This window comes from Congzhengia minquanensis (genome assembly GCF_014384785.1).
GTDB classification, from domain to species: domain Bacteria; phylum Bacillota; class Clostridia; order UBA1381; family UBA9506; genus Congzhengia; species Congzhengia minquanensis.
Map to the genome: position 1 here is coordinate 777028 of NZ_JACRSU010000001.1, position 26471 is coordinate 803498.

24 protein-coding genes and 2 pseudogenes are annotated in these 26471 nt (G+C 43.1%); 16 read left to right on the plus strand and 10 right to left on the minus strand.

What is annotated here, in order from left to right; all coding sequences use genetic code 11:
- The first annotated feature begins 275 nt into the window (after positions 1-275).
- The 7 genes from H8698_RS03725 (at position 276) to H8698_RS13360 (ending at position 6700) form a co-directional block, all read left to right on the plus strand.
- Entirely contained in the window at positions 276-683 is a 408-nt protein-coding gene (locus H8698_RS03725) for a pyridoxamine 5'-phosphate oxidase family protein (RefSeq protein WP_249311219.1), read from the plus strand.
- Positions 673-1233: an alpha/beta hydrolase gene (locus tag H8698_RS03730; RefSeq protein WP_249311220.1), complete on the plus strand. Its 561-nt coding sequence runs from the start codon at positions 673-675 to the stop codon at positions 1231-1233. Before H8698_RS03725 ends, H8698_RS03730 begins: the two co-directional genes overlap by 11 nt.
- Positions 1230-1805: a histidine phosphatase family protein gene (locus tag H8698_RS03735; RefSeq protein WP_249311221.1), complete on the plus strand. Its 576-nt coding sequence runs from the start codon at positions 1230-1232 to the stop codon at positions 1803-1805. The genes H8698_RS03730 and H8698_RS03735 overlap by 4 nt, the downstream gene beginning before the upstream one ends.
- Complete coding sequence (locus tag H8698_RS03740; protein WP_249311222.1) at positions 1802-2200, plus strand: CdiA C-terminal domain-containing protein; 399 nt, start codon at positions 1802-1804, stop codon at positions 2198-2200. Before H8698_RS03735 ends, H8698_RS03740 begins: the two co-directional genes overlap by 4 nt.
- A 264-nt stretch (positions 2201-2464) precedes the next feature.
- The gene (locus H8698_RS03745) at positions 2465-4111 is read left to right on the plus strand and encodes an ATP-dependent nuclease (protein ID WP_249311223.1); all 1647 of its coding nucleotides are present in this window, start codon (positions 2465-2467) and stop codon (positions 4109-4111) included.
- Positions 4101-5207: a UvrD-helicase domain-containing protein gene (locus H8698_RS03750; protein WP_249311224.1), complete on the plus strand. Its 1107-nt coding sequence runs from the start codon at positions 4101-4103 to the stop codon at positions 5205-5207. Before H8698_RS03745 ends, H8698_RS03750 begins: the two co-directional genes overlap by 11 nt.
- 395 nt (positions 5208-5602) lie before the next feature.
- Positions 5603-6700: a diguanylate cyclase domain-containing protein gene (locus H8698_RS13360; protein ID WP_249311225.1), complete on the plus strand. Its 1098-nt coding sequence runs from the start codon at positions 5603-5605 to the stop codon at positions 6698-6700.
- Positions 6701-6903: 203 nt separating this feature from the next.
- On the opposite strand, the gene H8698_RS03760 is transcribed toward H8698_RS13360, so the two are convergent.
- From H8698_RS03760 to H8698_RS03770, 3 genes are all read right to left on the minus strand, one after another.
- Positions 6904-8139, minus strand: coding sequence for an SPFH domain-containing protein (locus H8698_RS03760; RefSeq protein ID WP_249311226.1), 1236 nt, complete (start codon positions 8137-8139; stop codon positions 6904-6906).
- 20 nt (positions 8140-8159) lie between these two features.
- Positions 8160-9173, minus strand: a complete 1014-nt coding sequence (locus H8698_RS03765; RefSeq protein WP_249311227.1) for a Tim44 domain-containing protein — start codon at positions 9171-9173, stop codon at positions 8160-8162.
- 245 nt (positions 9174-9418) lie between these two features.
- Positions 9419-10207, minus strand: coding sequence for a helix-turn-helix domain-containing protein (locus H8698_RS03770; protein WP_249311228.1), 789 nt, complete (start codon positions 10205-10207; stop codon positions 9419-9421).
- 154 nt (positions 10208-10361) lie between these two features.
- Between H8698_RS03770 and H8698_RS03775 the strand changes: the two genes are divergently transcribed.
- Together H8698_RS03775 and H8698_RS03780 are read left to right on the plus strand one after the other, a co-directional pair.
- Positions 10362-11219, plus strand: a complete 858-nt coding sequence (locus H8698_RS03775) for a hypothetical protein (protein WP_249311229.1) — start codon at positions 10362-10364, stop codon at positions 11217-11219.
- A gap of 14 nt (positions 11220-11233) precedes the next feature.
- A complete protein-coding gene (locus H8698_RS03780; RefSeq protein ID WP_249311230.1) occupies positions 11234-12487 on the plus strand; it encodes a Gfo/Idh/MocA family protein in 1254 nt (417 codons plus the stop codon).
- Between the two features lie 187 nt (positions 12488-12674).
- Here H8698_RS03780 and H8698_RS03785 read toward each other — a convergent pair whose 3' ends face one another.
- Together H8698_RS03785 and H8698_RS03790 are read right to left on the minus strand one after the other, a co-directional pair.
- Entirely contained in the window at positions 12675-14087 is a 1413-nt protein-coding gene (locus tag H8698_RS03785; RefSeq protein WP_249311231.1) for a glycoside hydrolase family 1 protein, read from the minus strand.
- Positions 14088-14090: 3 nt separating this feature from the next.
- Positions 14091-15998 (minus strand): beta-glucoside-specific PTS transporter subunit IIABC, encoded by a 1908-nt coding sequence (locus tag H8698_RS03790; protein WP_249311232.1) that lies wholly within the window; start codon positions 15996-15998, stop codon positions 14091-14093.
- 150 nt (positions 15999-16148) lie between these two features.
- Between H8698_RS03790 and H8698_RS03795 the strand changes: the two genes are divergently transcribed.
- Positions 16149-16961 (plus strand): GNAT family N-acetyltransferase, encoded by an 813-nt coding sequence (locus tag H8698_RS03795; RefSeq protein WP_249311233.1) that lies wholly within the window; start codon positions 16149-16151, stop codon positions 16959-16961.
- Between the two features lie 125 nt (positions 16962-17086).
- On the opposite strand, the gene ytaF is transcribed toward H8698_RS03795, so the two are convergent.
- Positions 17087-17728 carry a sporulation membrane protein YtaF gene (ytaF, locus tag H8698_RS03800; protein WP_177679700.1) on the minus strand — a complete coding sequence of 214 codons (642 nt, stop codon included), beginning with the start codon at positions 17726-17728 and terminating at the stop codon, positions 17087-17089.
- Between the two features lie 130 nt (positions 17729-17858).
- On the opposite strand from ytaF, the gene H8698_RS03805 reads away from it, so the two are divergent.
- From H8698_RS03805 to H8698_RS03820, 4 genes are all read left to right on the plus strand, one after another.
- Complete coding sequence (locus tag H8698_RS03805; protein WP_177679702.1) at positions 17859-18518, plus strand: response regulator transcription factor; 660 nt, start codon at positions 17859-17861, stop codon at positions 18516-18518.
- Positions 18515-19921 carry a HAMP domain-containing sensor histidine kinase gene (locus H8698_RS03810; protein WP_249311234.1) on the plus strand — a complete coding sequence of 469 codons (1407 nt, stop codon included), beginning with the start codon at positions 18515-18517 and terminating at the stop codon, positions 19919-19921. The genes H8698_RS03805 and H8698_RS03810 overlap by 4 nt, the downstream gene beginning before the upstream one ends.
- Positions 19918-20661, plus strand: coding sequence for a hypothetical protein (locus H8698_RS03815; protein WP_249311235.1), 744 nt, complete (start codon positions 19918-19920; stop codon positions 20659-20661). Before H8698_RS03810 ends, H8698_RS03815 begins: the two co-directional genes overlap by 4 nt.
- 73 nt (positions 20662-20734) lie before the next feature.
- Positions 20735-21499, plus strand: a complete 765-nt coding sequence (locus H8698_RS03820; protein WP_249311236.1) for a M15 family metallopeptidase — start codon at positions 20735-20737, stop codon at positions 21497-21499.
- Positions 21500-21531: 32 nt separating this feature from the next.
- Here the strand turns inward: H8698_RS03820 and H8698_RS03825 are convergent, their stop codons facing one another.
- The 4 genes and pseudogenes from H8698_RS03825 to H8698_RS03840 all read right to left on the minus strand — a co-directional run bounded on the left by H8698_RS03825 (position 21532) and on the right by H8698_RS03840 (position 24333).
- On the minus strand, positions 21532-22239 hold the full coding sequence (locus H8698_RS03825; protein ID WP_249311237.1) for a TVP38/TMEM64 family protein: 708 nt from the start codon (positions 22237-22239) through the stop codon (positions 21532-21534).
- A gap of 653 nt (positions 22240-22892) precedes the next feature.
- A complete protein-coding gene (locus tag H8698_RS03830; protein ID WP_249311238.1) occupies positions 22893-23261 on the minus strand; it encodes a DUF4368 domain-containing protein in 369 nt (122 codons plus the stop codon).
- A 67-nt stretch (positions 23262-23328) separates the two neighbouring features.
- A pseudogene (locus H8698_RS03835) lies at positions 23329-23961 on the minus strand (relaxase/mobilization nuclease domain-containing protein); the annotation flags it as partial.
- Positions 23933-24333, minus strand: a pseudogene (locus H8698_RS03840) (plasmid mobilization protein). The pseudogenes H8698_RS03840 and H8698_RS03835, both read right to left, overlap by 29 nt.
- A 1130-nt stretch (positions 24334-25463) precedes the next feature.
- On the opposite strand from H8698_RS03840, the gene H8698_RS03845 reads away from it, so the two are divergent.
- Together H8698_RS03845 and H8698_RS03850 are read left to right on the plus strand one after the other, a co-directional pair.
- Positions 25464-25673, plus strand: a complete 210-nt coding sequence (locus tag H8698_RS03845; RefSeq protein WP_249311240.1) for a helix-turn-helix domain-containing protein — start codon at positions 25464-25466, stop codon at positions 25671-25673.
- Between the two features lie 22 nt (positions 25674-25695).
- Entirely contained in the window at positions 25696-26352 is a 657-nt protein-coding gene (locus tag H8698_RS03850; protein WP_249311241.1) for a hypothetical protein, read from the plus strand.
- The last annotated feature ends 119 nt before the right edge of the window (positions 26353-26471 follow it).

Here is a 26471-nt window from a genome sequence, read left to right on the forward strand (position 1 = left end):
TGGAAAGCCTTGCGGATCAACAAAAAGTGGAAAGCGAGTGGTAAGAGTGATATGAAAAGATAGACCAGGTATTCCTCAAGGGAGTGTAGGAATACTGCAAATTGTGAAAAAATGACCGCAGGTCGAATGCATAGTGCATCGGCTTGCGGTCATTTTTGTCTTTGGTCTGAGCTGTGGTATAATTAAGAGTGTCAAAGGTAAAATCCGAGCAGTAAGCTAAATAATAAGTTTTCGGAACTTTATTGTGCAATACTGCTCTAAAAATAAGGATCACTATGGAAGAAGTTTATAATTATCTTAAAGCCCTAGATGTCAACTTTCTTGCCACTAGAAATGGCGATGGTGTTAGTTGCCGTCCGTTCGGCGACCCAGTCAAGTTTGACGGCAAGATTTATATGCTGACCCATGCCGAGAAAGATGTTGCGAAGCAACTCGCCGAGAATAATCAAATTTGTATCGTAGCTCATAATTCCGAGAAAGACGACTGGCTACGAGTTTTTTGTGAGGCAGTTGACGATAGCAATAATACTGCTGCCAAGCAGGCAATTATTGACGAGTTCGACTGGGCGGAGGAGGCAGGCTATCGTCTAGATAACCCGAGCTTTAAGTGCTACTATCTTGCGAATGCCAAAGCTGAAGTCCGCGATAGCGAAGGAGAGGTGCTAGCGAGTTATGAGTTCTAATCCGAATTACTTCCTAATTCACGGCAGTTTCGGTTCGCCTTTTGTGAACTGGCTACCGTGGCTCCGCAAACAACTCCGTAACCAAAGTAAAGAAGTTTATACGCCAGATTTCCCGACAGGTGTTGGTTTCCAAAATTACGAGAACTGGGCGAAACTTCTCAAAGTCTATCTTGACGCCGGTTTAATTACAGAAGACACTACAATCATTGCCCACTCCATCGCCCCGGTTTTCATTTGTAAGTTTTTAATTGAGAATAAAGTTAAGGTTAAGAAACTAGTCTTTGTTTGTGGTTTTAATAATTATCTTGGTATTGATGACGATTACGATAATGTTAATCGTGGCATGTATTTAGAAAACCTTTCCGAAGTGAAAAAATACTGCGACGAAATCATTTGCTTCTATACCAAAAACGATCCGTATGTAAGCTACGAAGCCGAGAAAAGGTTTGCCGATACTATTGCCGCCAAACAAATAATCATCGATGATGGTGGGCATCTCAATTCCGAAAGCGGTTATCGCGAGTTCTCGGCATTATTGGAGGTTATATGAAAATTTACATTGCCCGCCACGGCCTAACCGACTGGAACAAAGAAATGCGGGCGCAGGGTCGCAAAGATTTGCCACTTAATGCGGAGGGGCGTGCCCAAGCTGAAGAACTGCGTAATACAATTAAAGACATTGAATTTACCGCCGTCTATGCCTCACCTCTGAAGCGTGCCGCTGAAACCGCCCAAATCGCTGTTGGTGACCGTTACGATATTATTTATGACGACAGACTCTTGGAACGCTCGTTTGGCGATTTCGAGGGCAAGGTTGTAAAGTCATGGTCGGAACTAGTTGATGGTGTCAATATCGACGATATTGCACTGGAAGAAATACCGGGTGGAGTGGAGCCGGTGTGCAGTATGCTTGCGCGCGTAAATAGCTTTCTGGACTATCTTAAGGAAAATTATGACGATAATGCCACAATTCTCGTAGTTGGACACGGTGCGATGTCTAAGGCTTTTGACTGGGCGCTAACCGAACATAGCGCCGACGATGTCTTTGGAAAAACCCATCTTGGTAATGCAGAAGCTAAAAAATATGAGGCAAAGGGAAGGTTTAGCACAATAAGGAAATGAAGAAGAACTGTATCAAGGCTGAGATTATTATTCCGGCAGGAAGGCAAATCTGGTCACACGAAATCCGTGTAGCGCAAATCTTAGCAATGGCTGGGCATAGGGTGGAGTTTTTGGTTGAAACCAACAGTCTGCCAACGGCAGACATAAAATTGGACGGGGTGGAGTATGAGATAAAATCGCCTGAGAAGATGAATGCTAATTCATTAGAGCATCTACTAAAGAATGCCTTGCGCCAATCGCCAAATATTATAATAGATGCCTCAAGGATGCAAAGAGTGCGAGACGATAGCCTTTGTAAGTTTCTTGTGCGTCAGGCTAATAGCCGAAAACAAATTAAAAGCTTACTCTTGATTACGAAACAGGGCAGAATTATTGACATTTGTGCATTGACGTAATATAATAAGATTATCGAAGTTCCTACAGGGCGCCGAAGGTGCTGAGCGTGGGAGCTTCTTTTTTATTGCTTGCTGCGAGATGTTTTTGTCTTAATCGTCTTGTTTAAAATTAAGTGACTAGATTTAGATCTATAGTGTGTGTCGCCTTAAATCAATCTATCTTGATCATGAAAGTGTATATGCAAATGCACAATTATATGGTATAATATAATGGATTAGACATGTTGCGTGAAGGTATATCTACTTTAAAGGGTGGTGCTGAATATGGCAATAAGTAAAATTAAGATACAAAATTTCAAAAGCTTCAAGGATTTGTTCTCCCTTTCACTCAAAAAGGGACTCAATATCATTGTTGGAGATAATGAGTCTGGTAAATCAACGATCTTAGAAGCCATACATATTGCACTTACCGGACTTTATTGTGGGCGCAACATAAGGAATGAGTTGTCGCAATATCTGTTCAATAATGAAGTGGTAAGGGAGTACATTAAATCTGTCCAGGACGGTGCTGCCATTGCGCCACCTATGATTTTAATTGAGATATTCTTTGATGAGCCAATCAACGCAGAACTATTTGAAGGTAACGAAAATACGGAGAAAGCAACCAAGGTAGAAGGACTACAGTTTAAAATTGCTTATAACGAAAAATACAATGACGAATATCAAAAAATTATAGATGCTAAGAAACTCACCAGTCTACCGATTGAGTATTATGAGGCTTCTTGGACTACATTTGCAAGACACATAATTACGACAAAGAGTATACCTCTTAAATCTGCCATGATTGACTCCTCAAGCTATCGATATCAGAACGGATCGGATATGTATATCTCTCGTATTGTGAAGGATTTGCTATCTCCAGAAGAGGTAACTACTGTCGCCCAAGCTCATAGAAATATGGTCGAGGCCTTTGCCGCTGATCAATCCATTAAGGATATCAATGAAAGAATTACCTCCGAATCGTCTATTGTCAACGGGGAAGTTTCTTTGTCCGTTGACTTTGGAACGAAAAACGCTTGGGAAAGCAGCCTAATTACACAGATAGATAATGTGCCGTTTGGCTTTATTGGAAAAGGTGCTCAATGCGTTGTAAAGACGGAGTTAGCATTAAGCCACAGACGCGCACAGAATGCAGGCATTATTTTAATAGAAGAACCAGAAAGTCATCTCTCTTTCTCCAATCTAAATCAGCTTATTAGTTCAATATCACAAAAATGCAGTGATAGGCAGATTTTGATGTCTACACATAGTAGTTATGTGGCCAATAAATTAGGGCTGAATAATCTTATTTTGCTAAATGAGCATAGAGTGATCCGTTTATCCGATTTAACGTCTGCAGATTTCTTTAAGAAGATGGCTGGCTATGATACTCTGCGTCTCATCTTGTGTAAAAGGGCCATTTTAGTTGAGGGTGACTCAGATGAATTAGTTGTTCAGAAAGCCTACATGAACACACATGATGGTCGATTACCAATTCAAGATGGCGTCGACATAATTTCCGTAGGTACCTCTTTCCTTCGGTTCTTAGAGATTGCTGACAGCCTCCAAAAGACTACTGCGGTTGTAACCGATAATGATGGCGACATTTCGGCACTTGAAGAAAAGTACGCTGGCTACATAGGTGAAAATCAGAAGGATTATATTAAGATTTTTTATGATAGTGTTGTAGATACTGGAGACTTAATGATTGGTGCAAGTAAATACAACTACAATACTTTGGAACCCAAAATGCTCAAAGTTAATAATCGTCAATTATTTAATGAGATATTCGGAACGGAATATACAAGTGATGACGATTTAAGGAAGTATATGAAGTATCATAAAACCGAATGTGCTTTAGCAATTTTTGATACAGATAAGCAAATTGGTTTCCCTGATTATATTTCTGAGGCAATTGCTTATGGCGAATAAATTGGTAATTGCAGCCGCTGGCTCCGGAAAAACTACCTATTTGGTTGAAGAGGCATTGAAGATTACAGATGATAAAGTGTTAATTACGACATTTACGGAATCAAATGAGCAAGAGATCCGAAAAAAATTTCTTGAGATAAGAGGATATATTCCCTCCAATGTAGTAATACAGACATGGTTTTCTTTCCTCATTCAACAGGGAGTTAAACCATATCAGAGCTTTTTATATGAGGACAAGGTGGCTGGACTATTACTTGTAAATCAAAAGTCCGGTCTTGTTCGTTATTATAAGGGACGACCTATATATTTCAAGGAAGAAGATGTGGTACACCATTATTTCACTGCAGATGGTCGTATTTATTCCGATAAGCTTTCTAAGTTCGTATATAAGCTTAATGCGATAAACAGTGGCCTTACTATTGATAGGATTGCTCGAATATATAAGCACATTTTCATAGATGAAGTACAAGATCTTGCTGGTTATGATTTGGAAATCATTGACCTATTGTCGCAAACAGCAAGTAATCTATTATTGGTCGGTGACCCTAGACAAATAACTTATCATACGCACGAAGAAGCTAAAAACAGCAAATACAGCGAAGGAAAAATCGAGTTGTTTATTCAGGAGCGATGCCACAATATCCAAATTGATAAGACGACACTAAATGTCACGCATAGAAATGAACAAAATATATGTTCCTTCGCAAACTCTATATATCCAGATTTTGAACCCTGTACAGCTGACGCAAAAGAACCTACAGGACATGATGGAGTGTTTTTTGTCCGAAAGAAAGATGTTGGAGCATATTTAAAGAAATATCAACCAATGCAGCTACGAGATTCTCGGTCAACTTCCGTCGACGAAACTTATCCCGCTATGAATTTTGGATACTCCAAAGGTCTAACTTTTAATCGGACTATTATTTACCCTACAGCCCCCATGAAAGAATGGATATTCGATCACAGCAGTGACCTCAAAGCCGAAAGCAGAGCAAGATTATATGTGGCCGTAACAAGAGCACAATATAGTGTGGCAATAATAATTGATAAACTAAAAAGTGATGTTGCAGGAGTAGTTGTATGGGAACCCATATAGTAAATCTTAAATTTGCTCAGATCTAATATTCTCTTGTAACCTCCGAACTCATATTAAAAATTGGTGCAGTTTCAATTATCCGTGTCACCTATCACGAAAATTGGTGCAAACGTGTCAAAGTATGATATAATGAAAAAGTAGGGGCGACGATATCCATTGTCGACGTCCCAACACACGTTACGGCGAGCCATAAGGCTCGCCGTATTTTTATAAAAATTAAGGTTTCACTTTTCTTACCATTTCTTATCTTGTATATCACCAGACAGCTGTCAGCCAGTAAACAGTATGGCATAACTGTTTTTCGCAGGCTGAGTTTTAAAATTAAACTTGAACCCAATCATAAAATATAGTATAATTAAGAAAAAAAGCAGTTCTGACAGGATGGGTGATTAGCCGTGGAAAATATTTTTTTTGTGCTTACGGTGTTAGAGATGCTCTGCGTAAATATGCACATGTTTCATAAATGCTCTAAAAAAAGGGTTTCTACTTTTGTGATTATACTTGTAATCAGTATTTTTACAGCGCTGCTCTTGGTAATATTTCATGTGTTCTTAAACGACACGAATATTTTTGGCGGCGGAAGCGGCTTCGTCTACCTTTTGCCGCTGATGTTTTTGTACCGTCAGCCTGTCAGTTACAGCGTTTCTATTATGTGCTCCTGCTGGATTTATACTATGCTGATTTATGTTTTGTCCACCCAAGTTTCAAGCCTTTTCCCCCAATGGAATTATGAAATTTCTTTACTGGCGGTACAGACAGGGCTGTACGTGCTTACAATACGGCCGTTTTTTAAGTTCGTCACCCAAAAATTTTTGTATATTTTAAAAAACGCAGACCAAAAGACGAAAAAGCTTTTACTCTGGCTTGGAATATCCTGGTGTTTATTTGCCTTCCTGCTAAATTATACGATGATTTTCGATATGCCTTCTTTCGGCGCAAAAATTACAAAAATACTATCACTGTGTGCATCCGCCGCAAATGCGCTTATGACGTATCAGATTTTTTATTCCTTTCGCCGCGAGAACCAAAATGCTTTGGAATTTGGGATTGCGCTCAGGCTTGATGCTCTAACCGGTTTGAAAAATCGGACGGCTTTTTTTGAAGAAGCCCAGGCTTTGATTGACAGCCACATTCCATTTACGCTCTTTTTTATAGATTTAGATAATTTTAAATCTATAAATGACGACTATGGCCATGTTAAGGGCGATCTGTATTTAAAGCAATTTTCTGACAGCTTCTCCGCCGGTTTTTCATCTTCCGGAACTGTTTACAGAATTTCAGGAGACGAATTTGTTTTCCTTCATATCAACGGGAAGCATGACCACTTAATTTGTCAAAAAGTAGGGCAGTTTAATATGCGCGACTGCGATGGAATTCCCTTTAAGGGCTTTAGCGTAGGCAGCGCGTCCTATCCGGAGGATGCACAAACTTTGAATCTGCTGGTTGCAGCTGCCGACAAACAGATGTACGAGGGAAAGAAGGCACAGGATTAGAAGAGAACCAGATTCTTTCGCTTGTCTATGACGAAACGGATAATAAGGTGCCGGGGTTTGCGCAAGTTCTGAACGGCACTGGTTTTTTTGTTGCATTCTGTAAATTACGCGCATAACTCCTGGTTTTTAGAGTACAATAAAATGCACCTTCAAAACTGTCTTACTTTTGGAGGTGCATTTTATAACGGTGGTTTTCTTTTTATTTATTTTAAATCGTCATCGTTTATGGGATCGCCGCATTCAGGACAGAACTTCGGCGGATTACTTGGATTTTCCGGTTTCCAGCCACATTTATCACATTGATAAAACGGACGCTTAGCGCCGCACTCCATACAGAATTTTCCGCTGTTGGAAGTTCCGCATTTGCATACCCATGTGCTGGTGCTGGAGGCGGCAGAAGCAGGCGCTGCGGGCTGGCCCTGTGCAGGCGTTCCCGTCTGACCGTTTGCCATGTTTTGCATCATGTTCATTCCCATCATTCCAACCATGGCATTCATCATACTGCCGCTGTCGGCTCCGCCGGGCTGTTTGCCCATATTTTCAAACATGGCCGCCTGTGCTGCAGTCATACGGCCCTGCATGGCGCTCTGGTTGGCGCCCAGCATTACAGCGTTATCGAAATCTTCAATTCTGGAACGCGACTTATCGTCGGGCGTAATTTTTTCTATGCTGACCGCCGTTACTTCCAGACCGCGCAGCTGTTTCCAGGTTTTGTCCAAAACATTGTTCATGATATCAGCCAGTTCCATTTGATGCGAAGGAATTTCGCTGAATTTAATACCCTTGCCGGAAAGCTGGTTTATTGAGGTATCCAGCGCGGTTAAAAATTCGCTTCGGCATTGCTCTAAAAGCTGGTCGCTGTTAAAGGAATCGCTGACGTTTCCGGCGATGCTGTGATAAAATACAAGCGGGTCGGTAATTTGAAACGTAAACATGCCAAAATAGCGGATATACAAAACGGTTTTATAGTAAGGGTCGTTATAGGGCATAGGCTGTGCGGAACCATATTTGTTGCCCAGAATTTCTTTTGTGTTGATATAATATACGCGCTGGTCGTTTCCGGTATCACCGCCGAAGGTGAAGCGTTTGCCCAAATTGCGGAAGGACTCTTTTAAACCTTCGGAGAACTTTCCGGTTAGCATGGAAGGTTCGGTGCTGCTGTCAAAAGTATAGGCTCCCGGTTCACAGGTAAAGTCGATGATTTTTCCCTGTTCTGTAACAATCATAGCCTGACCTTCGTTAACAACCAGCAAGCTGCCTTTGGTAATGATGTGTTCGCTGCCTTTGGTATTGCTGGATTGATAATTGGTAGTATTTATGCGTTTCTTTCCGAGCTGCATCAATGTGCTGCCGGTCATGCTTTCACAGATAAAGTATTCTTTCCACTGGTCTGCCAGTTCTGAACGAAATGCGCCGGTAAAGGCTTTTATCAGTCCCATAATCATTCTTCCTTTCTTAATTAAAGATTTTCTCCGATGAATTTGCAAAGTACCCAGTTAAATGTTCCGGACGTAATAACCGATTTACAATAGGGGCATTCTCCGGCCGAGGTAATTTCTGTAGGAGCGCCGCAGTTGGGGCAATTGGTAACATGAAGTGTTTCGGGATGTTCTACGGTTTGTACGCCGGCTGTGCGCATAAATGTAAGCGTATGAACCATTTCCCACAGCTGCGTTGTGCTGCCGGCTAAAATGCGGCCTGTTTCGGTTTCTTTTACATAATCAATCATATTTGTACGCATTTTAACCACAATATATTCTTTGTTTTGGTCAACATAATAGCGATCAATAAAGCTGTCTTTCACAGCAACGCGTTCCAGATAATTTACCGTGCCGTTGCGGATATATTCGTCCAATTGCATAGAATGTTCCCGGAAAAGCTCTTCCGATTCAAAGGGGCGAATCATTTTCCAGTCTTGTTTCGTCCAGGCGACGTTTAGCGTAATAAACACCTCGTTTGCCCAGGCCAGAAACGCTTCTTCTGAAAAATTGGGGTCTGTGCGCCGAATTTCTGCTTCCGGGCTGACAGCGGGCTTTATAAACGGATTTGGTTTCGGCTGCGGCGGGACATATGTTGTTTGTCTCGTTTGCGCCTGGCCTTTTTTCACGCCGCTGTAAATTGAGACAATCACGATTATAATAAAGACGATTATGATGACGCCGCTGCCAAGACCAAAGGAGCTGCTTCCGCTGTATGTATGGCCGTATCCGGTGTAAGAACTGTTGTATCTGCCTGAAGAACTTCCATAATCTGATGAACTGCCGTAGCCTGATGAGCTGCTGTAATCTGATGAACCGCTGGAATAACTGTTTTGATTTCCAACTCCGGTTGGAACAATTTGATAACCATAGCCCAAAATCTGCTCCTCAGTCATGGCAAAAGCAGAATAAACCGCCAAACAGGAGTATGTTAACACGATGAGTATTACAAAAAAGGAACAAACTTTTAACATTTTACGTGTATGTTTTTTCATGTTTCTTCTCCTTTACCACACAAGTTATTGTTTTAATTTAATCTTAACATGATTTTGATAATGTGTCAATTGTTGATCTTTGTAAAAAATTCTAATATGCAATTTTTTGTTTGATAATAAACGATAATTCACAATATCACTTGAAAACGGGGCATTTGGCAAATATGAAACTTGAATTTACTATTGATTTACTACTTGAACTTGGGGAAAAGGCATATGAGATAGGTGTTACCATTAGAGAAAAGTCAGCAGTCTTTTTTATTTAAATATTGTGTTGGCGTCATACCAACAACCTTTTTGAACACAGATGAAAAATACAAAGCATCATTATATCCCGACAGAGCTGCTACATTTTTTATGCTATCAAGACCGCTGTCAAAGAGAGAAATCGCAAATTTAATACGCATATTCCGAAGATACTCATTATAGCCCATTCCAACTTTATTTTTAAATAAATGTGACAGATATTTTGAATTATATGATAATTTTTTAGAAATATATTCTATGGAAAGTTTGGAGTCGGTAAAGGATTTATCGGTCAGCTCAAATATCTGCTCTAATATACAGTTGTTTTTATCAGGTTTGCTTATAATTTTTGAAAGAGCATATAGAAGCATGCTTTCACTAACCAGGTCGATTGTTTCTTTTTTCGCTCTGGCAAGACTCTCGAACCAAAGGGGGACAACACTTTCAAAATTTTGAAAACATCTTGAATAATGATTGATATTTAAACGATGAAAAAGCTCTTCACAACGCAAACCGTCAAAATCTAAATACATATATTCGGAATCCGCTTGTGACACACATTTCATCGTTTCACCCTTAAAGCCGAATATAAGATTTCCTGATGTATACGGACAGACTTTTCCTGAAAAGTAAATTTCTCCTCGTCCGGTTGAAATCAGAATTGCCCTGTTCTGAGCAAGTACAGACTCCTTTGAATAAACGTTTTTATTTGTTTCATGTACAAAATTGGAAACAGTTAGCCTATTAAGAGAAATAAATTCCGAAAATTTGCATATGTTCTTGCTCATATATATCACCCTCCCTGACACATATTAACACATAAAAAAGCATTTTTCAATACATTATCAAACTATTTTATATGTAAATATAGAAAATTTCTATTTATTGCAGTGTTTTTTTATGATATAATCATTTCACGTTTCGCAGGAAGGGGGTGAGAGTATGTATTATGGACTTATAATGCTCTCGACATTGATTTTTTCAGGGTGCTTTTGGTTTAAGGATATATACAGGGAACAAAAAGGCAGTTCATTTAAGGCGAGCTTCGAATTTTCTTTTTACAGCGGAATAGCCGGATTTCTTGCACTTTTAATTATAAACAAATTTTCTTTTGAATTTTCGCCCTTTACATTTATAATAGCAATGATAGCAGCAGTAAATGGACTGTTATTTACAATATGTTCTTTTAAAGCGTTGGATAAAATAAATCTTTCGGTATATTCTGTGTTTTCAATGCTTGGCGGTATGGCACTTCCGTTTGCTATTGGTATAATATTCTATAATGAGGCTATGACATTATCAAAGGGATTATGCTTTGTCTGCATTTTAATAGCTATTTTGTTTACATTACAAAAGGGTGAGAGCAAAAAAGGAACAAAATACTATTTGGGAGTTTTTGTTTTAAATGGTATGTCAGGCGTTCTAACAAAGATTTTCACCGCGGCGGATTATACCAAGACAAGCCCAGCAGGATATTCAATTCTTACATCTGTTTGCTCAATTGCACTTTCTGCTATTATGCTCTTTATTATTTCGAGGAAGGAAAAACTTCCAAAAACTAATTCGAAGGTGGTTTTTGCATGCTTGGGAAGCGGAATTGCAAACAGATTAGCAAACTATATTTTAGTTGCAGCTCTTCTTTTTGTGGATGCTTCGGTTCAATATCCTATGGTAACAGGCGGTGTTATGATTATTTCAACGCTGATTTGTTTATTTACTGGCAAGAAGGTATCTAAATGTGAAATGTTATCGGTATTGATTTCATTTATAGGTTTAATGTGTTTATTTTTAATTAAGTAACAGGAGGTTTAATTATGAGAAAAATTAAAATAGGAGTATTTGGAACAAATATACGCGGAGTAGGCCTTGTCAAGTCTTTTATGTTGTTAAATTGTGAAATTGTTGCTGCCTGTGAAAAAAACAGCGACAGAATTAAATACGGAAAGGATAGCTTGGGAGATATTCCGTTTTATTCCGATTTTGATGAATTTTTAAATTCGGGTATAGATGCAGTTATCTTGGCAAACTATTTCCATGAGCATGCATCTTATGCTATAAAGTGTTTTGAAAAAGGAATTCATGTGTTCTCTGAATGTATCAGCAATGGTACAATGGCGGAAGGTGTACAGCTTGCCCAGGCATTTAAAAATACAAATTCAATATATTTTCTTGCCGAAAATTATCCACAGATGATTTTCAATCGCGAGATGCAAAAGGTATGTAAAAGCGGAACTCTCGGCAAAATATTATATGCCGAGGGAGAATATAATCATCCGGGAAATCCTCAGGATACTAAATTCAAAAAAGATTATAATTACTTTGAAAAGCATTGGCGAAATTTCTTGCCGAGAACATATTATATAACGCATTCATTAGGTCCCATTATGTGTGCAACGGGAGCAACCCCTCAGGTTGTAACCGCATTTGCGGCATATGCTCCAACCGAGGGGGATGTAGCTACTGCTTCTTACGGTGGTGACAAAGCAGCAATTATTACTACACAAAATGATGATGGCTCAATCTTCAGAATTACAGGATGTGCGGCATTTGGCGGTCATCATAATGCATATCGTATTTGCGGAACTGAGGGACAGGTGGAAAATCTGCGAGGTATGGATAACAAAATAATGCTTCGATATAATGATTGGACAAAACCTGAAGGCAAAGATGAAATCAATCTTTATGACGCACAATGGAATGATAAGGACGAGGATTTGATAAAAAAAACCGGCCATGGCGGAGCTGATTTCATTACAGCGAGAATGTTTATTGAATGTATAAACGAAAATCGCCAGCCGGAGCATCCTTTTAACCTAAAATCTGCTATTGCAATGTCGTCTGTTGCAATTTTAGCAAATCGTTCTATGCTTGAAGGCGGTAAGCCGTATCAAATTCCTGATTTTGATAATCCTGAAGATGTAAAATTATATGAAAATGATACATTATCACCATTTTATTCAAGCGATGGAAGAGAACCATCCATTCCTTGTTGTTCGCATCCCGACTTCAAGCCTACTGAGGAACAAGTTGAGCTTTTTAAAAAGTTGGTTGTTGAGATAGATGAATAATCTTATGTTTTTTGTTATAGAATGATGACAGGAAGCACAAATAAAAAGTAAGGAGTTAATTGTCCGTCTTAAAATTTTACTTTAATAGACATTTTTTTATAGATATTAACAATTTGACAGAGCAAAGCACAAAAAAGCCCGGCACTTATGTAAAAGTGCCGGGCTTGCATCAGTGTTTGGCTATCCCTTACCGTTTAAGCGATTCGCCGTTTGTTTCAATTACATTTTTATACCAATAAAACGACTTCTTTTTATACCGCTCCAGGTTTCCTTTTCCGTCGTTGTCCCGGTCGACATAAATATAGCCATACCGCTTTTTCATTTCTGCCGTGGAGGCGCTGACAATGTCGATGCATCCCCAGGAGGTATATCCCATTACGGGAATTCCGTCGTCAATAGCCTTTTCCACCTCAACAAGATGGTCGTTTAAATATGCAATCCGGTAGTCGTCGTTTACGGTTTTCTCCCCATTTTCCCCGGTTGTTAAAACATCCTCTGCCCCCAGGCCGTTTTCCACAATAAACAACGGCAAAGAATACAGGTCGTAAAGCTTTGTCAGCGTATACCGCAGGCCCTTAGGGTCAATTTGCCAGCCCCAGTCCGTGGACTTTAAATAGGGATTAATAAATCCCTTGCTTAAATTTCCTCCGGTCATTTTTGCAGATTCATTTGCGCTTTCGCAAATGCTGGAATAGTAGCTGAAGGAAATAAAATCAACGGTGTTTTTCAAAATTTCTTTGTCTTCGTCGGTGATGTCCACCCCAATATTATTTTTCTCAAAATACCGCAGCAGATAACTGGGATATTCCCCCCGGGCGTGAATGTGGGCAAACTGATAGGTTTCCCGGTCACGGAGCATGGTTTTGATTACATCGTCCGGCGACGGCGTAAGCGGATACACCGTAACGCCCAAAATCATGCAGCCAACCATGGCGTCTGGAATGATTTCGTGGCACAGCTTCGTCACCGACGCGCTGGCCACCAGCTGGTGATGCATGGCGGTGTAAAGCTGCGACTCTGTCAGCTCCTCTTTGTCAGTTAAAATTGCGCCGCACATAAAAGGCGCTTTTAAAATGGCGTTAATTTCGTTAAACGTAAGCCAATATTTTACCTTGTTTTGATACCGCTCGAACACCGTTTTGGCAAACCGCTCAAAAAACGAAATGGTGCGCCGGTCCATCCAGCCGTTATATTTTTTCCCCAGCGCCAGCGGCATTTCATAGTGAGAGAGCGTAACCAGCGGCTGAATTCCATGCTTTAAACACTCGTCAAACAAATCGTCATAAAATGCAAGCCCTTTTTCGTTGGGCTCCTCGTCGTCGCCGTTGGGAAAAATTCTGCTCCAGGCAATCGACGTTCGAAACACCTTAAACCCCATTTCGGCAAACAGCGCAATGTCTTCTTTATAACGGTGGTAAAAATCAATTGCTTTTAGCTTCAAGTTGTCTTCCGTTGGCACGTCTGTCCGCTGTCCCCGGATTCCCCGGGGCAAAACGTCCTGAACGGAAAGGCCTTTTCCGTCCTCGTTATAGGCCCCTTCGCACTGGTTTGCGGCAACTGCCCCGCCCCACAAAAAATCCTTTGGGAATTTGCTTTTCATAAACTATTCGTTCCCTCCCGTCAGCGTTAAAAACGGCTTTTTCTCCACAGCTTCGCCGCTTTCTTTGTCAATTGCGGCATAATCGCCGGAGTTGGTTACCACCACCGACGTGGTAACATCGTAGCCCTCTTCTTTAATTTTGTCAAGGTCAAACTCAATTAAGGGCTGACCCAGTTTTACCTTTTCGCCGTCTTTTACCATGGGTTTAAAGTGCCGTCCTTTCAGCTTCACGGTGTCAATTCCAATGTGAATTAAAAGCTCCGCTCCGCCGTCGGTTACCAGATTCACCGCGTGGTTCGTTCCGAACACTGTTTCCACCGTTGCGTCGGCCGGTGAAACCACCAGCCCTGTGTCAGGCAGCACCGCCGCGCCGTCGCCCAGCACCTTTTCGGCAAAGGTTTCGTCTTTCACCTCTTCAATAGGTATGATTTTACCCTTCACCGGAGCGCAGAGGATTTCGGTTCCGGCGCTTTTTTCTTCGCCGCCTGCGGCCTGCATATCGCCAAATTGTTGTTTCCCGCCGTCTGCGGTTGCCAGTTCACCGTCTTTTACGTCGTCAAAGCCCAAAATCAACGCCGCAACAAAGGACACCACCAAGGCAATTGCACTTCCGATTACGGCGTTTGTAATGTTTGTGAAGCCTTCTGTTCCAATATAGCCCGGCAGTGCCAATAGACCAGGAGAACCGGAGGTGTAGCGCCCAACGCCTGTAATTCCAAGATAAAGACCGGAAGCCGCACCGCCGATAATTGCCGCTATCAGCGGTTTTTTCAGTTTTAAATTCACACCGTAAAGGGCAGGCTCTGTAATTCCGCAAACCGCCGTAATGCCGGAGGAGTATGCCTCCTGCCGCATGATTTTGCTTTTTGTTCTCAGCGCCACGGCAAAGGCCGCGCCGCCCTGGGCAATGTTCGAACCCAGCATACCCGGGCCTACAATGGTGTCGAATCCGGCTGTGGCAATGTTGTTAATACCGATGGGAATGAGTCCGTAATGCGTGCCTGTCATAACCAAAAGCGGTGAAACCGCGCCGATAATCAGCGGAACAAGCCAGCTTGCATAGTTGTTTAAGAACGAAATTCCCGCGGCAATTCCGTTACCAATTATCGTTCCCAGAGGCCCTAAAACCGTGATGGAAATTGCCCCTGTTACCACCAGGGTAATCAGTGGTTTTGTAAAAAACTTCACCGGTTTGGGCGAAATTTTGTCCGCAATGGGCTCAATGTATGACATGAGCCAAATCGCCAAAATAATGGGTATGACCGACGACGAATAGGTGGCCGGCGTTACAGGTATTCCAATAAACTTTAATGCGTCCCCCGTTTCTTTTACCTTATTTAACATAGTTACAAAATTCGGATGGAGCAAAATTCCTGCAATAGACATTGCCATAACGGCGTTGCAATTAAACTTGCGCGCCGCAGAATATGCAATTAAAAACGGCAGAAAATAAAACGCCGCGTCGGAAAACACGGCTAAAATGCTGTAGGTCTGAGAGGTGTTGTCAATCCACCCAAAGGCCACCAGCAGCGCCATAAACGCCTTTAAAATACCCGCGCCGGTAATGGCGGGGATAATGGGCGTAAAAATGCCCGCAATGGTGTCTAAAATTCGGACAAAAACGTTCCTGTCGTCCGTTTCGTTTTTTTCTCCCTCTGTGCCGCCAAAGCTGCCCATCATGTTCAGCTCGCGGTAAACGTTGGGCACGTCGCTGCCAATGACCACCTGAAACTGGCCGCCCTTGTTCACAACGCCCATAACGCCTTTTGTGGCGTCTAAGTGCTTTTTGTCCACCTTGTTGTCGTCTTTTAAGTTAAACCTTAGGCGCGTAGCGCAGTGTGTAAAAGATACAACGTTTTCCTCACCGCCGATGTCATGTAAAATTGATTTTGCCAATGCTTTATAATCCATAAATTTCAACTCCTCATAAAACGCATTTCATGCATTTTCTTTTAGTATTTGCCCGCGCATAAATTTTATTCGGCACAGTGCGCGTTCTTTTTGCGCTGTTGACTTTTTTGAATTTTTGTTATATTCTTAATTTTTAAGGAGGAGTCAGCCATGCTCGTAAACATCAGCCAATCACACCCAATTTTTCTCGATTGCAGATATTTGCAGGATATTGTTCCGTTTCAATTGATGGAATGCATCAAACAAAACCCATTGCTTTTGGTAAGCGACGAAACGGATTTTATCCTTGGTATGGCGTCGCCGGAGGCGCCTGTTTGGATTTGGACGGCGGCGGACTTAAGCGCAGAATCGGCGGCGCTGCTCACAGATTATTTTTATGAAACGTTTCAAAACAGCACTTCGTTCCGGTTTGTCGCCCGGCCGGAAATTGCGGATATGCTTGTGCAGCCCTTACGCAAACACAAAACGTTTTGTGAAACGCGCATTCACATGGAAAGTTATGAAAATAAACATCCTATTTTTCCAAAAAATGTTTCTTTTTCCATTGAAACAGCTTCATCCGGCGACGTAAACCAAATTGCAGAATGTATGGCAGCATTCGAATTTGCCTGCCATGGCAAAGCTGTTTTGCCCGCCGACTGTCTGGAAAACGCAAAAAAATTTGTGCAAAATTCATGTGTTTTCATCATCAAAGACGGTGAAACGGTGGCGGCAATGGCGCGAACCACCAGAGAAACCGAAACCCATGTTTCCATCAGCGGCGTTTACACCAGGCCGAACTATCGCGGGAGTGGCCTTGCCACAGCTCTGGCCGCACAGCTAAGCCGCGATATTATAAGCAGAAAAAAAGCACCCATTCTGTATGCCGACTTGTCCAATCCCTGTTCAAACCGCGCCTATTTAAAAGCCGGTTTTACGCCGCGGGGCAAAGTAGACGAGGTAACGCTTTTCCAAAACAAATAAACGCCCGAAAGGGCGTTTATTTGTGTCTGGCAACTATTTCCTTTTTGTTTTACCTTTCTTTTATGTATCAATTGTGGTATAATATACGCAGGAATCTTGCTTTGTAAGCTTTATGATATAATGACTTAAAACAGTTTCGAAATTGCCAGCATAATTAAAATGGCGCCGCTGACCCAGGACAGGTTAAAGGGTATTTTCTGGGCCGCTTTGTTTCCAAAAAACCAGCCAAGCATAACTGCCAGCGCGTTGGTAACCAGCGAGCAGGCAACCACCGCCCAGGGGCTTATGCTGCCTAAGGCCGCGCCAAAGCCCACCGCCGCCCCGTCTAATGACAGCGCCGCGGCCAGCGAGGCCGCTTCTCCCGGCGAAATGGTTTTCGACCTGTCGCTGTCTGCCTTGTCTGGATCGGCATAAATGCTTAAAACGCACCGGAACTGAAACATGTTAAAATGAATTTGCTTTTTTATGGAATTGTGCTTTCGTATCATAGCTTTTGTAACACTGTCAAAAAGCGTGGCAAGCCCCAAAAGAAATAAAATGGTGAAGGAAATGGCAATTTCCAGCCACTGCGGAATGAGCTGTTTAAAAAATTCCCCCGCCAGCATGGATACGCCCAAAATAAAGCTGCATAGAACATTAATAATCAACACGGACACCGCGGGAATTTTAATTTTGTCCGCACCATATGCAAAGCTGACAACAAACGCATCTAACGACAGAACCAAAGCCAAAACAACCGCTTCAAAACCTGAAAAAAATATATGCACTGCGCTCCCCCTCTTTTCAATCGCTAATAGTATCCTATGAAACGGAAAACGGTTGCGTTACAAACCCAGTGTAAAATATGCCGTTTTGATGCTTAAATGATGTAATGTAATAAAAAAGGGAGTGACAGTCTTGATTAAAATTCTGGTCGTCGAAGACGAACAGCCAATTTCCAATTTAATTAAGCTCAGCTTGAAAAAGGCGGGATATTTCTGCGACTGTGTGTTCGACGGGGAGGCTGCCGCCGATAAAATTGACGAAACCGCCTATGACCTTGTTTTGTTAGACGTTATGCTGCCCAAAGCAGACGGCTTTGAGCTATTAGAATATATCCGCCCCTTAGGAATTCCGGTAATATTCATCACCGCAAAAAGCGCGGTGGAAGACCGGGTGAAGGGCCTGCGCATGGGCGCGGAGGACTACATTGTAAAACCCTTTGAGGTGTTAGAGCTTTTAGCCCGGATTGATGTTGTGCTCCGCCGTTACCAAAAAACCGACGACACCATATCTATTTTAGGTCTCACCGTAGATATGCGCTCCATGAGCGTTCGCCGGGGGAACACCGAAATTCCGCTGACCAGAAAAGAATATGACCTTTTGCTGCTGTTCATCCGCAACCCAAACACAGCCCTTTACCGGGAAACCATTTATGAGCGGGTGTGGGGCGGCGAGTTTGAATTTGGCAGCAAAACCGTTGACCTGCATGTGCAGCGGCTGCGAAAAAAGGCCAGTCTGCAAAAGGAACTGAAGGCCGTGAACAAAGTGGGCTACAGACTTGAGGTACCAAAATGAAATTCCGATTCAAAATAACTCTTTGCATGATTTGCCTTTTGTCGTTTCTCATTGGCATTGGCGGCGGCGCGCTGATTAACGTGTCGTTTCAAACCTCCTTAAATCAGGAGAAGGAAACTGCCTTAAAGTCCTACCAGCTTATGCTGGGGGCACTGCAAATTGTAAACGGCACCAACACCCAGGCAGACAGTGTAACCATTCCGAAAACGCTCAAGCAAATGACCTCTCAGGGGTTATTTTCCTGGGCGGGGCTTAACTTGTCGTCTGAAACGGAAACCCTCTACGAGCAGGGCAGCGTCACCACATATTTTTCCGACGTTTCTGAGCGGCTCACCGGTGATCACTGTCTGGTAACAAATTTTAAAGACGCGCAGAATAAGCGATATCTGCAGCTTTCGGGACAGACTTCGGCCGGTGCGGACAAGCTTTATTTAACCGTGGCCTACGACATCTCCTCCATTTACATCACACGGGCGCGGAACTTGGCAACCTATTACCGCATCTTTTTCGTTATGATTTTGCTGTGCGCAGTTTTAGCCTACAGTATGTCGTATATGCTCACCCGCCCCCTTTCCGTGTTGTCCAAAGCGTCGAAGGAAATTGCGTCGGGAAACCTGTCTTTCCGGTCTGAAATCTTCACAAACGACGAGGTTGGCTCTCTCTCCTCAGACTTTGACGCAATGGCTGAGCAGGTGGAACAAAGCGTGCACGATTTAAAAGACGCAATGGAACGGCAGGACAGGTTTATCGGCAGCTTTGCCCACGAAATGAAAACGCCCATGACGTCTATTATTGGCTACGCCGACCTGCTGCGGGGACAAACCCTGTCGGCAGAGGAGCAGGCAGAGGCCGCAAACTATATATTTTCTGAAGGGAAACGGTTAGAAAGCCTTTCGTTTAAACTGCTGGACCTGTTTGTAACAGGCAAGAAAAACCTTGTGAAAGCTTCCCTTTCGCCGGCAAAAATTGTGCGGGAAACCGTTGCCTCTTTAAAACCGATTTATCAAAAAGAAGGCGTTGCCTTAAATTGCAGCTGCCAGGAGGGCACGTGCCTTTTAGAGCCGGACTTGTTTTCCTCGCTTTTGTTAAATCTTTTGGATAACGCAAAAAAAGCCATGGAGGGCGAAGGCAGCATCCGCATTGAGGTTACTATGCTCTCCAACGGCTGCCGCATTGCGGTGGCAGACAACGGCAAAGGAATTCCGCCGGAAGCTCTGGCCCACATCACGGAAGCGTTTTACCGCGTTGACAAGTCCCGTTCCAGAAAGCAGGGAGGCGTTGGTTTAGGTCTTGCTTTATGTGCCAAAATTGCCGAGCTTCACGGCGGCACAATTCGGTTTGCCAGCAAGCCTGGCGAGGGAACCACGGTAACGGTGGAGCTGAAAGGAGGCCGCAGTTCATGAAACACAAAAACTGGCTGTTCGGCTTGGTGTCTGTTTTGGCCGTTGTTTTTGGTCTGTCCTTTCCCGGCATTACCGCCACGGTGGAAGACCAAAACGCCGGCGATTTGGCTGACTTTTATAAAATTACAAATCCGCAGCTGGCGCCGCCCGTTCTGCTGCCAGACGTTATCCGCCTCATTTCGGGCAAATATACCCGGGTGGATTTAGAATCCGGCAAGGTGCTGACCGAAGATGACGTTTACCGTGCAGCGACAGACGCAGCAGAGTTTTTGGCTTCCGGCGGCGCAGTTTCCTTACCGGAAAACGGCTATGACAGCTTTCAAACCATTCCGTTTCTGGCCGTTGCTTCCGACGGTTCGGCAACGGCGGTGCTGTGGCAGTGCGTGCTTTACAGCGAGGAGGATCCCAGCATCGGCCTGAGCTTTATCATGGATGATAACAGCGGGAAAATGGTTTCTTTTACCGGCTATGTTGCGCAGCGCACGGCAGTGGATTCGGCTGAATCGGTAACTCCGGCAAACGGACAAATTGAAACCGTTTCAGAGCTGTTTGCCAAATATCTTGGCTTAAAACTCACAGGCATCAGCACAAAAACGGCGGATAACAAAAATGGACTTTTGACTGTTACCGTAAACTACGAAGATGAAGACGGCGCTGTGGTGTCCGTCCCTATTATTGCGCTGGGTGATTACATGATGTTTAACAGTTCCTTCAATGTAAAAGAAAGTATGCTGTTTTGATGCCATTTGATTGCCATTTTTAAGAAACGGCCTGTTATGATGGAAGCACCAAAGAAAACAGGAGGATAAAACCATGACAAATACGAAAGAAACACAGCAAAAACATAATACAGGACAAGCAGGCGGACATCCGTTTCGTGCACTTTTGGCCGTTTTGGTGCTGCTGGCGCTGTTTTTTGGCGCAGCATCCCATTTCTGGGGCGAGAAAATGGGCTCTATCGGTGCCACGGTGAACACCTTTTTAAACACCAACACCACCACTGTGTCTGCAGAAGACGACTGGAATTTAATTTTGGTAAATCCCTGGAACAAGGTGCCGAACGGCTATGATGTGACGTTGAAACAGCTTCCCAACGGACTTTCCATTGACGAGCGCTGCTATTCCGATTTGCTTAAAATGATGCAGGACTGCGAAAAGGCAGGCCTGTCCCCTAAAATTTGTTCTGCATACCGCACCCAGGAAAAACAGACACAGCTTTTTGAGGACAAGGTAAGACGGCTGAAAAAACAGGGCTATGCCGAAGATGCGGCAAGAAAAGAAGCAGCAAAATCGGTTGCCGTTCCCGGCACCAGCGAGCACCAGTTAGGCCTTGCGGTGGACGTTACCGACGCTCACAACCAAAATTTAGACAGTTCCCAGGAAAAAACAAAGGTGCAAAAGTGGCTGATGAAAAATTCCTGGAAATATGGGTTTATCCTACGCTATCCCAACGGGAAAAGCGACATCACCGGCATTATATACGAGCCCTGGCATTACCGTTATGTGGGAAAAAAAGCGGCCAAGGAGATTACCAATCAGGGCATAACGCTGGAAGAATATTTAAACAAAACGAGATGATGAAACAGCCGGGTGATTGCACTCGGCTGTTTTTATTGTGCTTTCTTTTTGCCCAGCGCTTTACAAAACTGAAGCAAATTTTCTTTAAACCGAATACAGATAATTCCAACAGCAGCGGTTACGAGAAACATAACGGCAGACTGGGCAAAATTTCCATTCTGCACATTCGCTCCAACAAAGGTGGACGTAACAATGGAAGGAATCCGCGCAATGGTGGAAATGAGCAAAAATCGCGAAAGCTTTATAGGACTGACGCCGGCAAGGTATGTCAGCGGGTCTTTTGGTGTTCCGGGAATGAAAAATAAAAAGAACGTTACGCTTTCAATCTGATTGCTGTCGTTTAAAAAACGGAACCGTTTCATCTTTTCGCCAAACAGCTTATTGAAAAGAGGCATTCCCAGCTTTCTGGAAATGCAAAACACAAATGCGGAGGCAATTACACTCCCCAGCAAGCACACAAACAGCCCGCCCCACGTGCCAAACAGGGCGCCGCACAAAATTTCAATGGGCTCTCCCGGGAGAAACGCAATGACAATTTGAAGAATCTGAAGCCCCAGCACCGCAAAAAAAGCCGCCGGGCCAAAAGCGCTTGCCCAGTTTTGAAAATCCCTTCGTGACGCGGGGTCACATAATTTTTGCATATATGGAAAAATAAATATCGTAACTGCAGTTATAACGGCTGCAATGACAAAAACTGCAGCTGTAAGCCATATCCTGTTTTTGCCTCTGTTCTTGTTCATAAAATCAATCACACTCCACTTTTACTATTCCCCTGCAGAACGCTTGGCATACGCAGAACGAAGTGTTTCAAAATGTGAACTTTTTTCTTGCTTTTTTCCTTGAAATTCCGCGAAAAAGCTGGTATAATAATTTTTGTTGCAGAAATTTATTGTTTTCTTTAGGCGCACAATCCAATGCAGGCGGCGATTTTGGCTATGCTTCGCCCTCAGCGCAAGGGTTAAAGCATGTCCTTACACACAACACACACATCACACACCACACAAACGAACACACGCACCTTAAAAGGGGAAAGGGAATTATAGACGTAACGCAAACTTGACAATGCTGTCTTTTTTATATGCGTTGCCGCACCCCGGGGCACGGGAAAAGCCTCCTGCTTGCATGCGGCCACATATACACCGCTGTCTGTGTTCGGAAATTGGATTATGTGCCTAATGGGGATTAAAGGGACACACACAACTTTGTTTGCAGAAACCATACTGCAAACCGCTTTTTATTCAGGTGCGCGATTGCGCACCTGGGTAGAAAGTGTTCTTTCGTGCGTCTAAAGAAAACAATAATAAAAAACCAGACATTTAGCCGGGGCTTCGTAAAACAGTTATTTTGAAAAATGCTTGAAAACGACTGTTTTCAAGGGGCGGCGTGACGAAAGTCACGCCGTTTCCTTTTTCGCAAGTTCTTCCAAAGGGATCAAGCCGATGCCGTCATATTCGATGTGGATGTTCTGTCTGCGTTTGCCGCTGGACTTGTCGGGTGCTTCCACATAGATTGCCTTTATCAGCTCTCGCAGCATACATGGGTCGATTTCCTCGATGTCCACATATTTATCTGCCGTTCGGATGAACCTTTCAATATTTTCGTTCTGTCTTTCCTGTACTTCAATTTCCTGTCGCAGAGCGATAACCTCTGCTTCAAGCTGTTTCTGTTCCGCTTCGTAGTTCTGACTCATCATCTCGTAGCGTTCATCACGCAGATTGCCTTTGGCATTGTCCTCGTAAATCTGAATAAATAGCCTTTTCAACTCTGAGATTCGGCGTTCGTTGCGTTCAAGCTGCTTGCGGCTCGTCTGCAATTTTTCTGCCGACTCCAAGTCTGTCACGACTCTCCTTGACCTCTATACCACGGCGGAGAAGCTTCTCAGCGAAGTCCTCAAAGCTGACGGCATCAGAAAGAGCCATACGGATTTCCTCACGGAGCTTATCCTTGTCCGTTTCAAACTTTGTCTGCTTGATGGATTCACCCTTTTCTGTGAGGTCGGCATTTTCTTCATCCAAGGCAAGCTGCCCTTTTTTCTTCGCCCAATACTCACGCTCGGTCACTCTTACCTTGCTGCCGTTGTGTCCGTCCGGGTGGGTACAGACGATTGCTTGATGACCGGGGAAATGATTTTTGCAAAAGTCCTCGCCAAGCTGTTGTGCCATATCCACGGTCAAACCGTGGTCGAGTACATCCTTAGGGTCAAAGCTGATGATGTAGTGATAGCCTTTGACATCCTCTCGTTTTTGGTTTTTGCCGCATCGGAGATTGGCTCGGAGACAGGCAATCGCAAAATCTTCACCCCCGCAGTTGAGGGTGGTAATACGATAATCCTCTCTTTGGATAAGCCTGCCATTTTCATCCAGGGTGGCTTTCATGGTAAACTCATCATGCTCAAAAGCGAGATAAAGCTCGGCTGCGGAGTAGTCCGCATTTTTAGAGCTTATATGCTTGAATGTCGCCAACAGCATCACCTACCTTTTTTTCATAACTTCAAATTTCAGCGTAGCAAGGTCAGCGGCGGCATCCCGCAATTCATTAGCCATATCTGGATAGGGGGAAGGCCATTCATTGAGGTGTCGGGCAATCTGATTGAGATTATTTCCGACTCTTCCATATTCAGCGGTCAGCTTGCCGATGGCAGACAGCAGCTCGTCATTGATGACGGATGCCACAATGACCGGACGGATGGTTGCACCGGAAATGGCTTCACGAATAAACTCTGATTGGTTCATATCGTAAATTTTTAGTTGCCGCATAAACTCGGCGTGTTCTTCATCGTCCAAACGAGTCTTGACGATGTTGTTGCGTTTTGGCGTGTTGTTGGTTTTGGTCATTCGGTTCCTCCTTTGATTTTTGAAAATTCAAAATCGGCGGCAGCCGTAACGCTTCCGATTTGCTTTTGGGGTCCCCGCACAAGCCCAACGAAGTGGGTTGTGTGGGGAAAGGACGAGCGACGGAATGTACGAGCTTTCGCTCCCAAGCGGAAGCGAGGGATATGAAGTTCGTGAGGACGTGAGCAGGGTTTGGGGAAGGCACTCCCCAACAAGATTCCAAGAGGGCAAAATAAGCAGTAGGCGAAATTTGGACCCTTGGTAGAATCTTGCTCTACGCTACCCAGCTATATCGTTTTTGTCCTTTCTTCAAAGTCTCATTTTGATACTTTGACGCATCCTGCATATTTTTGAAAATGGGCAAAACAAAGAGCCGATTACACGGAACATCAAAATCGGCGGGAGCATAGCTCTCGCTTCAAACGATGTTCTATGTAATCGGCTCTGAAAAATCAAAGTCGGGTTCTGTGTTCGTACTGCTCTTGCCAACAGAACCTATGGCGTGGTGGAGCAGCTCGGCACTTCAGGTGTACCGATACCGTGTCGGGCAATCCCGACGTATTCAATAAATGAACATTTCGCTATTCAGTTGTGTGTGAATAAACTTTGCACGACATCATTATACAGAAAACAACCATTGCTGTCAAGATTTACATATAAAATTATTGCCATCGTAATTGTATCTTTTCTATGAATAGGAGCGGCAGCACTTTTTGCCGTCGCCCCTTAATTGCCCATCAGCGGAGTCGGGCACACTTGTCAACGGCGGGCAAAGCCCGTTCATCTTGACCGTTGACACGGGTGGTCGGCTCTGCTATTTCCCAAATTCGTGTCAGCGTGGCACAGATTTTCAAAATCGAACTTCTGACCAACTTGGACAGAAGTGGAAAATCCAACTTGTACACAGCCTGTGTCGAAGTTAAGAATTACTTCTATGCAATCTGCGTAGAAGTGATTTTCGCTACAAACCAAAAAGCAAGGCACAAACTTTTTTACGATTTGTGCCTTTTGGCTTGGTCATTTATTGAATTTGATTAGGATTTATTATTTTGTTACTTATAATCCGTTGTCTTATTTGCGACAACTAAGTAAAATTTTAATATATAATGTTTAATCATGGAGGTGGACTTCATTTGAATATTCAAAAAGAGTTTGGTCTGAGGATACAACAATTACGAAAAGCAACCGGAAAGAGTCAAGAAAAATTTGCTCTGTCTATTGATATGGACAGAACCTATCTTGCTTCGATTGAGGCAGGTAAAAGAAATCCTGCACTCCAGAACATCAAGAAGATTGCTGATGGATTGGAAATATCTTTGAGTGACTTGTTTCGAGATTTATAACATTTGGGGAGGTTATTAGTAAATGACTCGTAATGAACAATTAGCATCTGTTGAGGTTGAACGAAAGCACCTCGAAGAAAAGCTTAATCAACTAATTAAACACATCGGCAACATTCCAATTGCTAATACCGATATTATGCCATATGGTTGGCGCAAAGCAGCAAAAGGGCGTACCGTGTGGCGAATTGTCGAAGAAGTAATTAGCCAAGGTCTTGAAAGTCGTGTTAAACAACTGGGCTTTGATAGCGTACACACCGCAGACTCTGAAGTTGGTGTCTTTGACTTTAGATTTTGTTACGATGGCAACAAGGAATCATATGTTAATATCAAGTCTGCTGTATTAGGTGGTAGAACCAATAAGGACGATATATCAAAAGCGGTAGGGTTAATTGATTTTTATAAAGAAAATCCTTCAGCCAATTTGTATGTAGCGACGTTTGTGATAAGTTTCAACGATGACATGACAATAGGCTTGAACAAATGCATTGTATTCCCGACAGCATGGATACCGGATGTTTATGTGAATCCAAGCAATAACGGAAATCTTCAATCTTCTATGTACAAAAATCTGAGTACTGCTGTCAAACGTACACCGCAAGAGTTCCTTTTGGTGTTGGAGGAAGCAAACCAAGTAGCACTTGAAAAAAAAGAAAAGAAAAAGCGGGAGGTGATTTTGTGACAATTACATTTCAGCAACTGATTGACTCCTTCCTTTCTGGAGAGACAGAGGGAGTATCGGGCTCACAATCTAATCCCGGCACTTTGAAAATTTCTGGAAATTAACTTGTTCATTATAGC

Excerpts from the sequence above, each read along its gene's own strand:
- H8698_RS03795 (WP_249311233.1), top strand. The coding sequence starts at position 16,149 with ATGCTCGTAAACATCAGCCAATCACACCCAATTTTTCTCGATTGCAGA.
- H8698_RS03735 (WP_249311221.1), top strand. The coding sequence starts at position 1,230 with ATGAAAATTTACATTGCCCGCCACGGCCTAACCGACTGGAACAAAGAA.
- H8698_RS03740 (WP_249311222.1), top strand. The coding sequence starts at position 1,802 with ATGAAGAAGAACTGTATCAAGGCTGAGATTATTATTCCGGCAGGAAGG.
- H8698_RS03810 (WP_249311234.1), top strand. The coding sequence starts at position 18,515 with ATGAAATTCCGATTCAAAATAACTCTTTGCATGATTTGCCTTTTGTCG.
- H8698_RS03770 (WP_249311228.1), bottom strand. The coding sequence starts at position 10,207 with ATGAGCAAGAACATATGCAAATTTTCGGAATTTATTTCTCTTAATAGG.
- H8698_RS03725 (WP_249311219.1), top strand. The coding sequence starts at position 276 with ATGGAAGAAGTTTATAATTATCTTAAAGCCCTAGATGTCAACTTTCTT.
- H8698_RS03780 (WP_249311230.1), top strand. The coding sequence starts at position 11,234 with ATGAGAAAAATTAAAATAGGAGTATTTGGAACAAATATACGCGGAGTA.
- H8698_RS03750 (WP_249311224.1), top strand. The coding sequence starts at position 4,101 with ATGGCGAATAAATTGGTAATTGCAGCCGCTGGCTCCGGAAAAACTACC.
- H8698_RS03760 (WP_249311226.1), bottom strand. The coding sequence starts at position 8,139 with ATGGGACTGATAAAAGCCTTTACCGGCGCATTTCGTTCAGAACTGGCA.
- H8698_RS03775 (WP_249311229.1), top strand. The coding sequence starts at position 10,362 with ATGTATTATGGACTTATAATGCTCTCGACATTGATTTTTTCAGGGTGC.
- H8698_RS03765 (WP_249311227.1), bottom strand. The coding sequence starts at position 9,173 with ATGAAAAAACATACACGTAAAATGTTAAAAGTTTGTTCCTTTTTTGTA.
- H8698_RS03815 (WP_249311235.1), top strand. The coding sequence starts at position 19,918 with ATGAAACACAAAAACTGGCTGTTCGGCTTGGTGTCTGTTTTGGCCGTT.
- H8698_RS03785 (WP_249311231.1), bottom strand. The coding sequence starts at position 14,087 with ATGAAAAGCAAATTCCCAAAGGATTTTTTGTGGGGCGGGGCAGTTGCC.
- H8698_RS03790 (WP_249311232.1), bottom strand. The coding sequence starts at position 15,998 with ATGGATTATAAAGCATTGGCAAAATCAATTTTACATGACATCGGCGGT.
- H8698_RS03745 (WP_249311223.1), top strand. The coding sequence starts at position 2,465 with ATGGCAATAAGTAAAATTAAGATACAAAATTTCAAAAGCTTCAAGGAT.
- H8698_RS03730 (WP_249311220.1), top strand. The coding sequence starts at position 673 with ATGAGTTCTAATCCGAATTACTTCCTAATTCACGGCAGTTTCGGTTCG.
- H8698_RS03820 (WP_249311236.1), top strand. The coding sequence starts at position 20,735 with ATGACAAATACGAAAGAAACACAGCAAAAACATAATACAGGACAAGCA.
- H8698_RS03850 (WP_249311241.1), top strand. The coding sequence starts at position 25,696 with ATGACTCGTAATGAACAATTAGCATCTGTTGAGGTTGAACGAAAGCAC.
- H8698_RS03825 (WP_249311237.1), bottom strand. The coding sequence starts at position 22,239 with ATGAACAAGAACAGAGGCAAAAACAGGATATGGCTTACAGCTGCAGTT.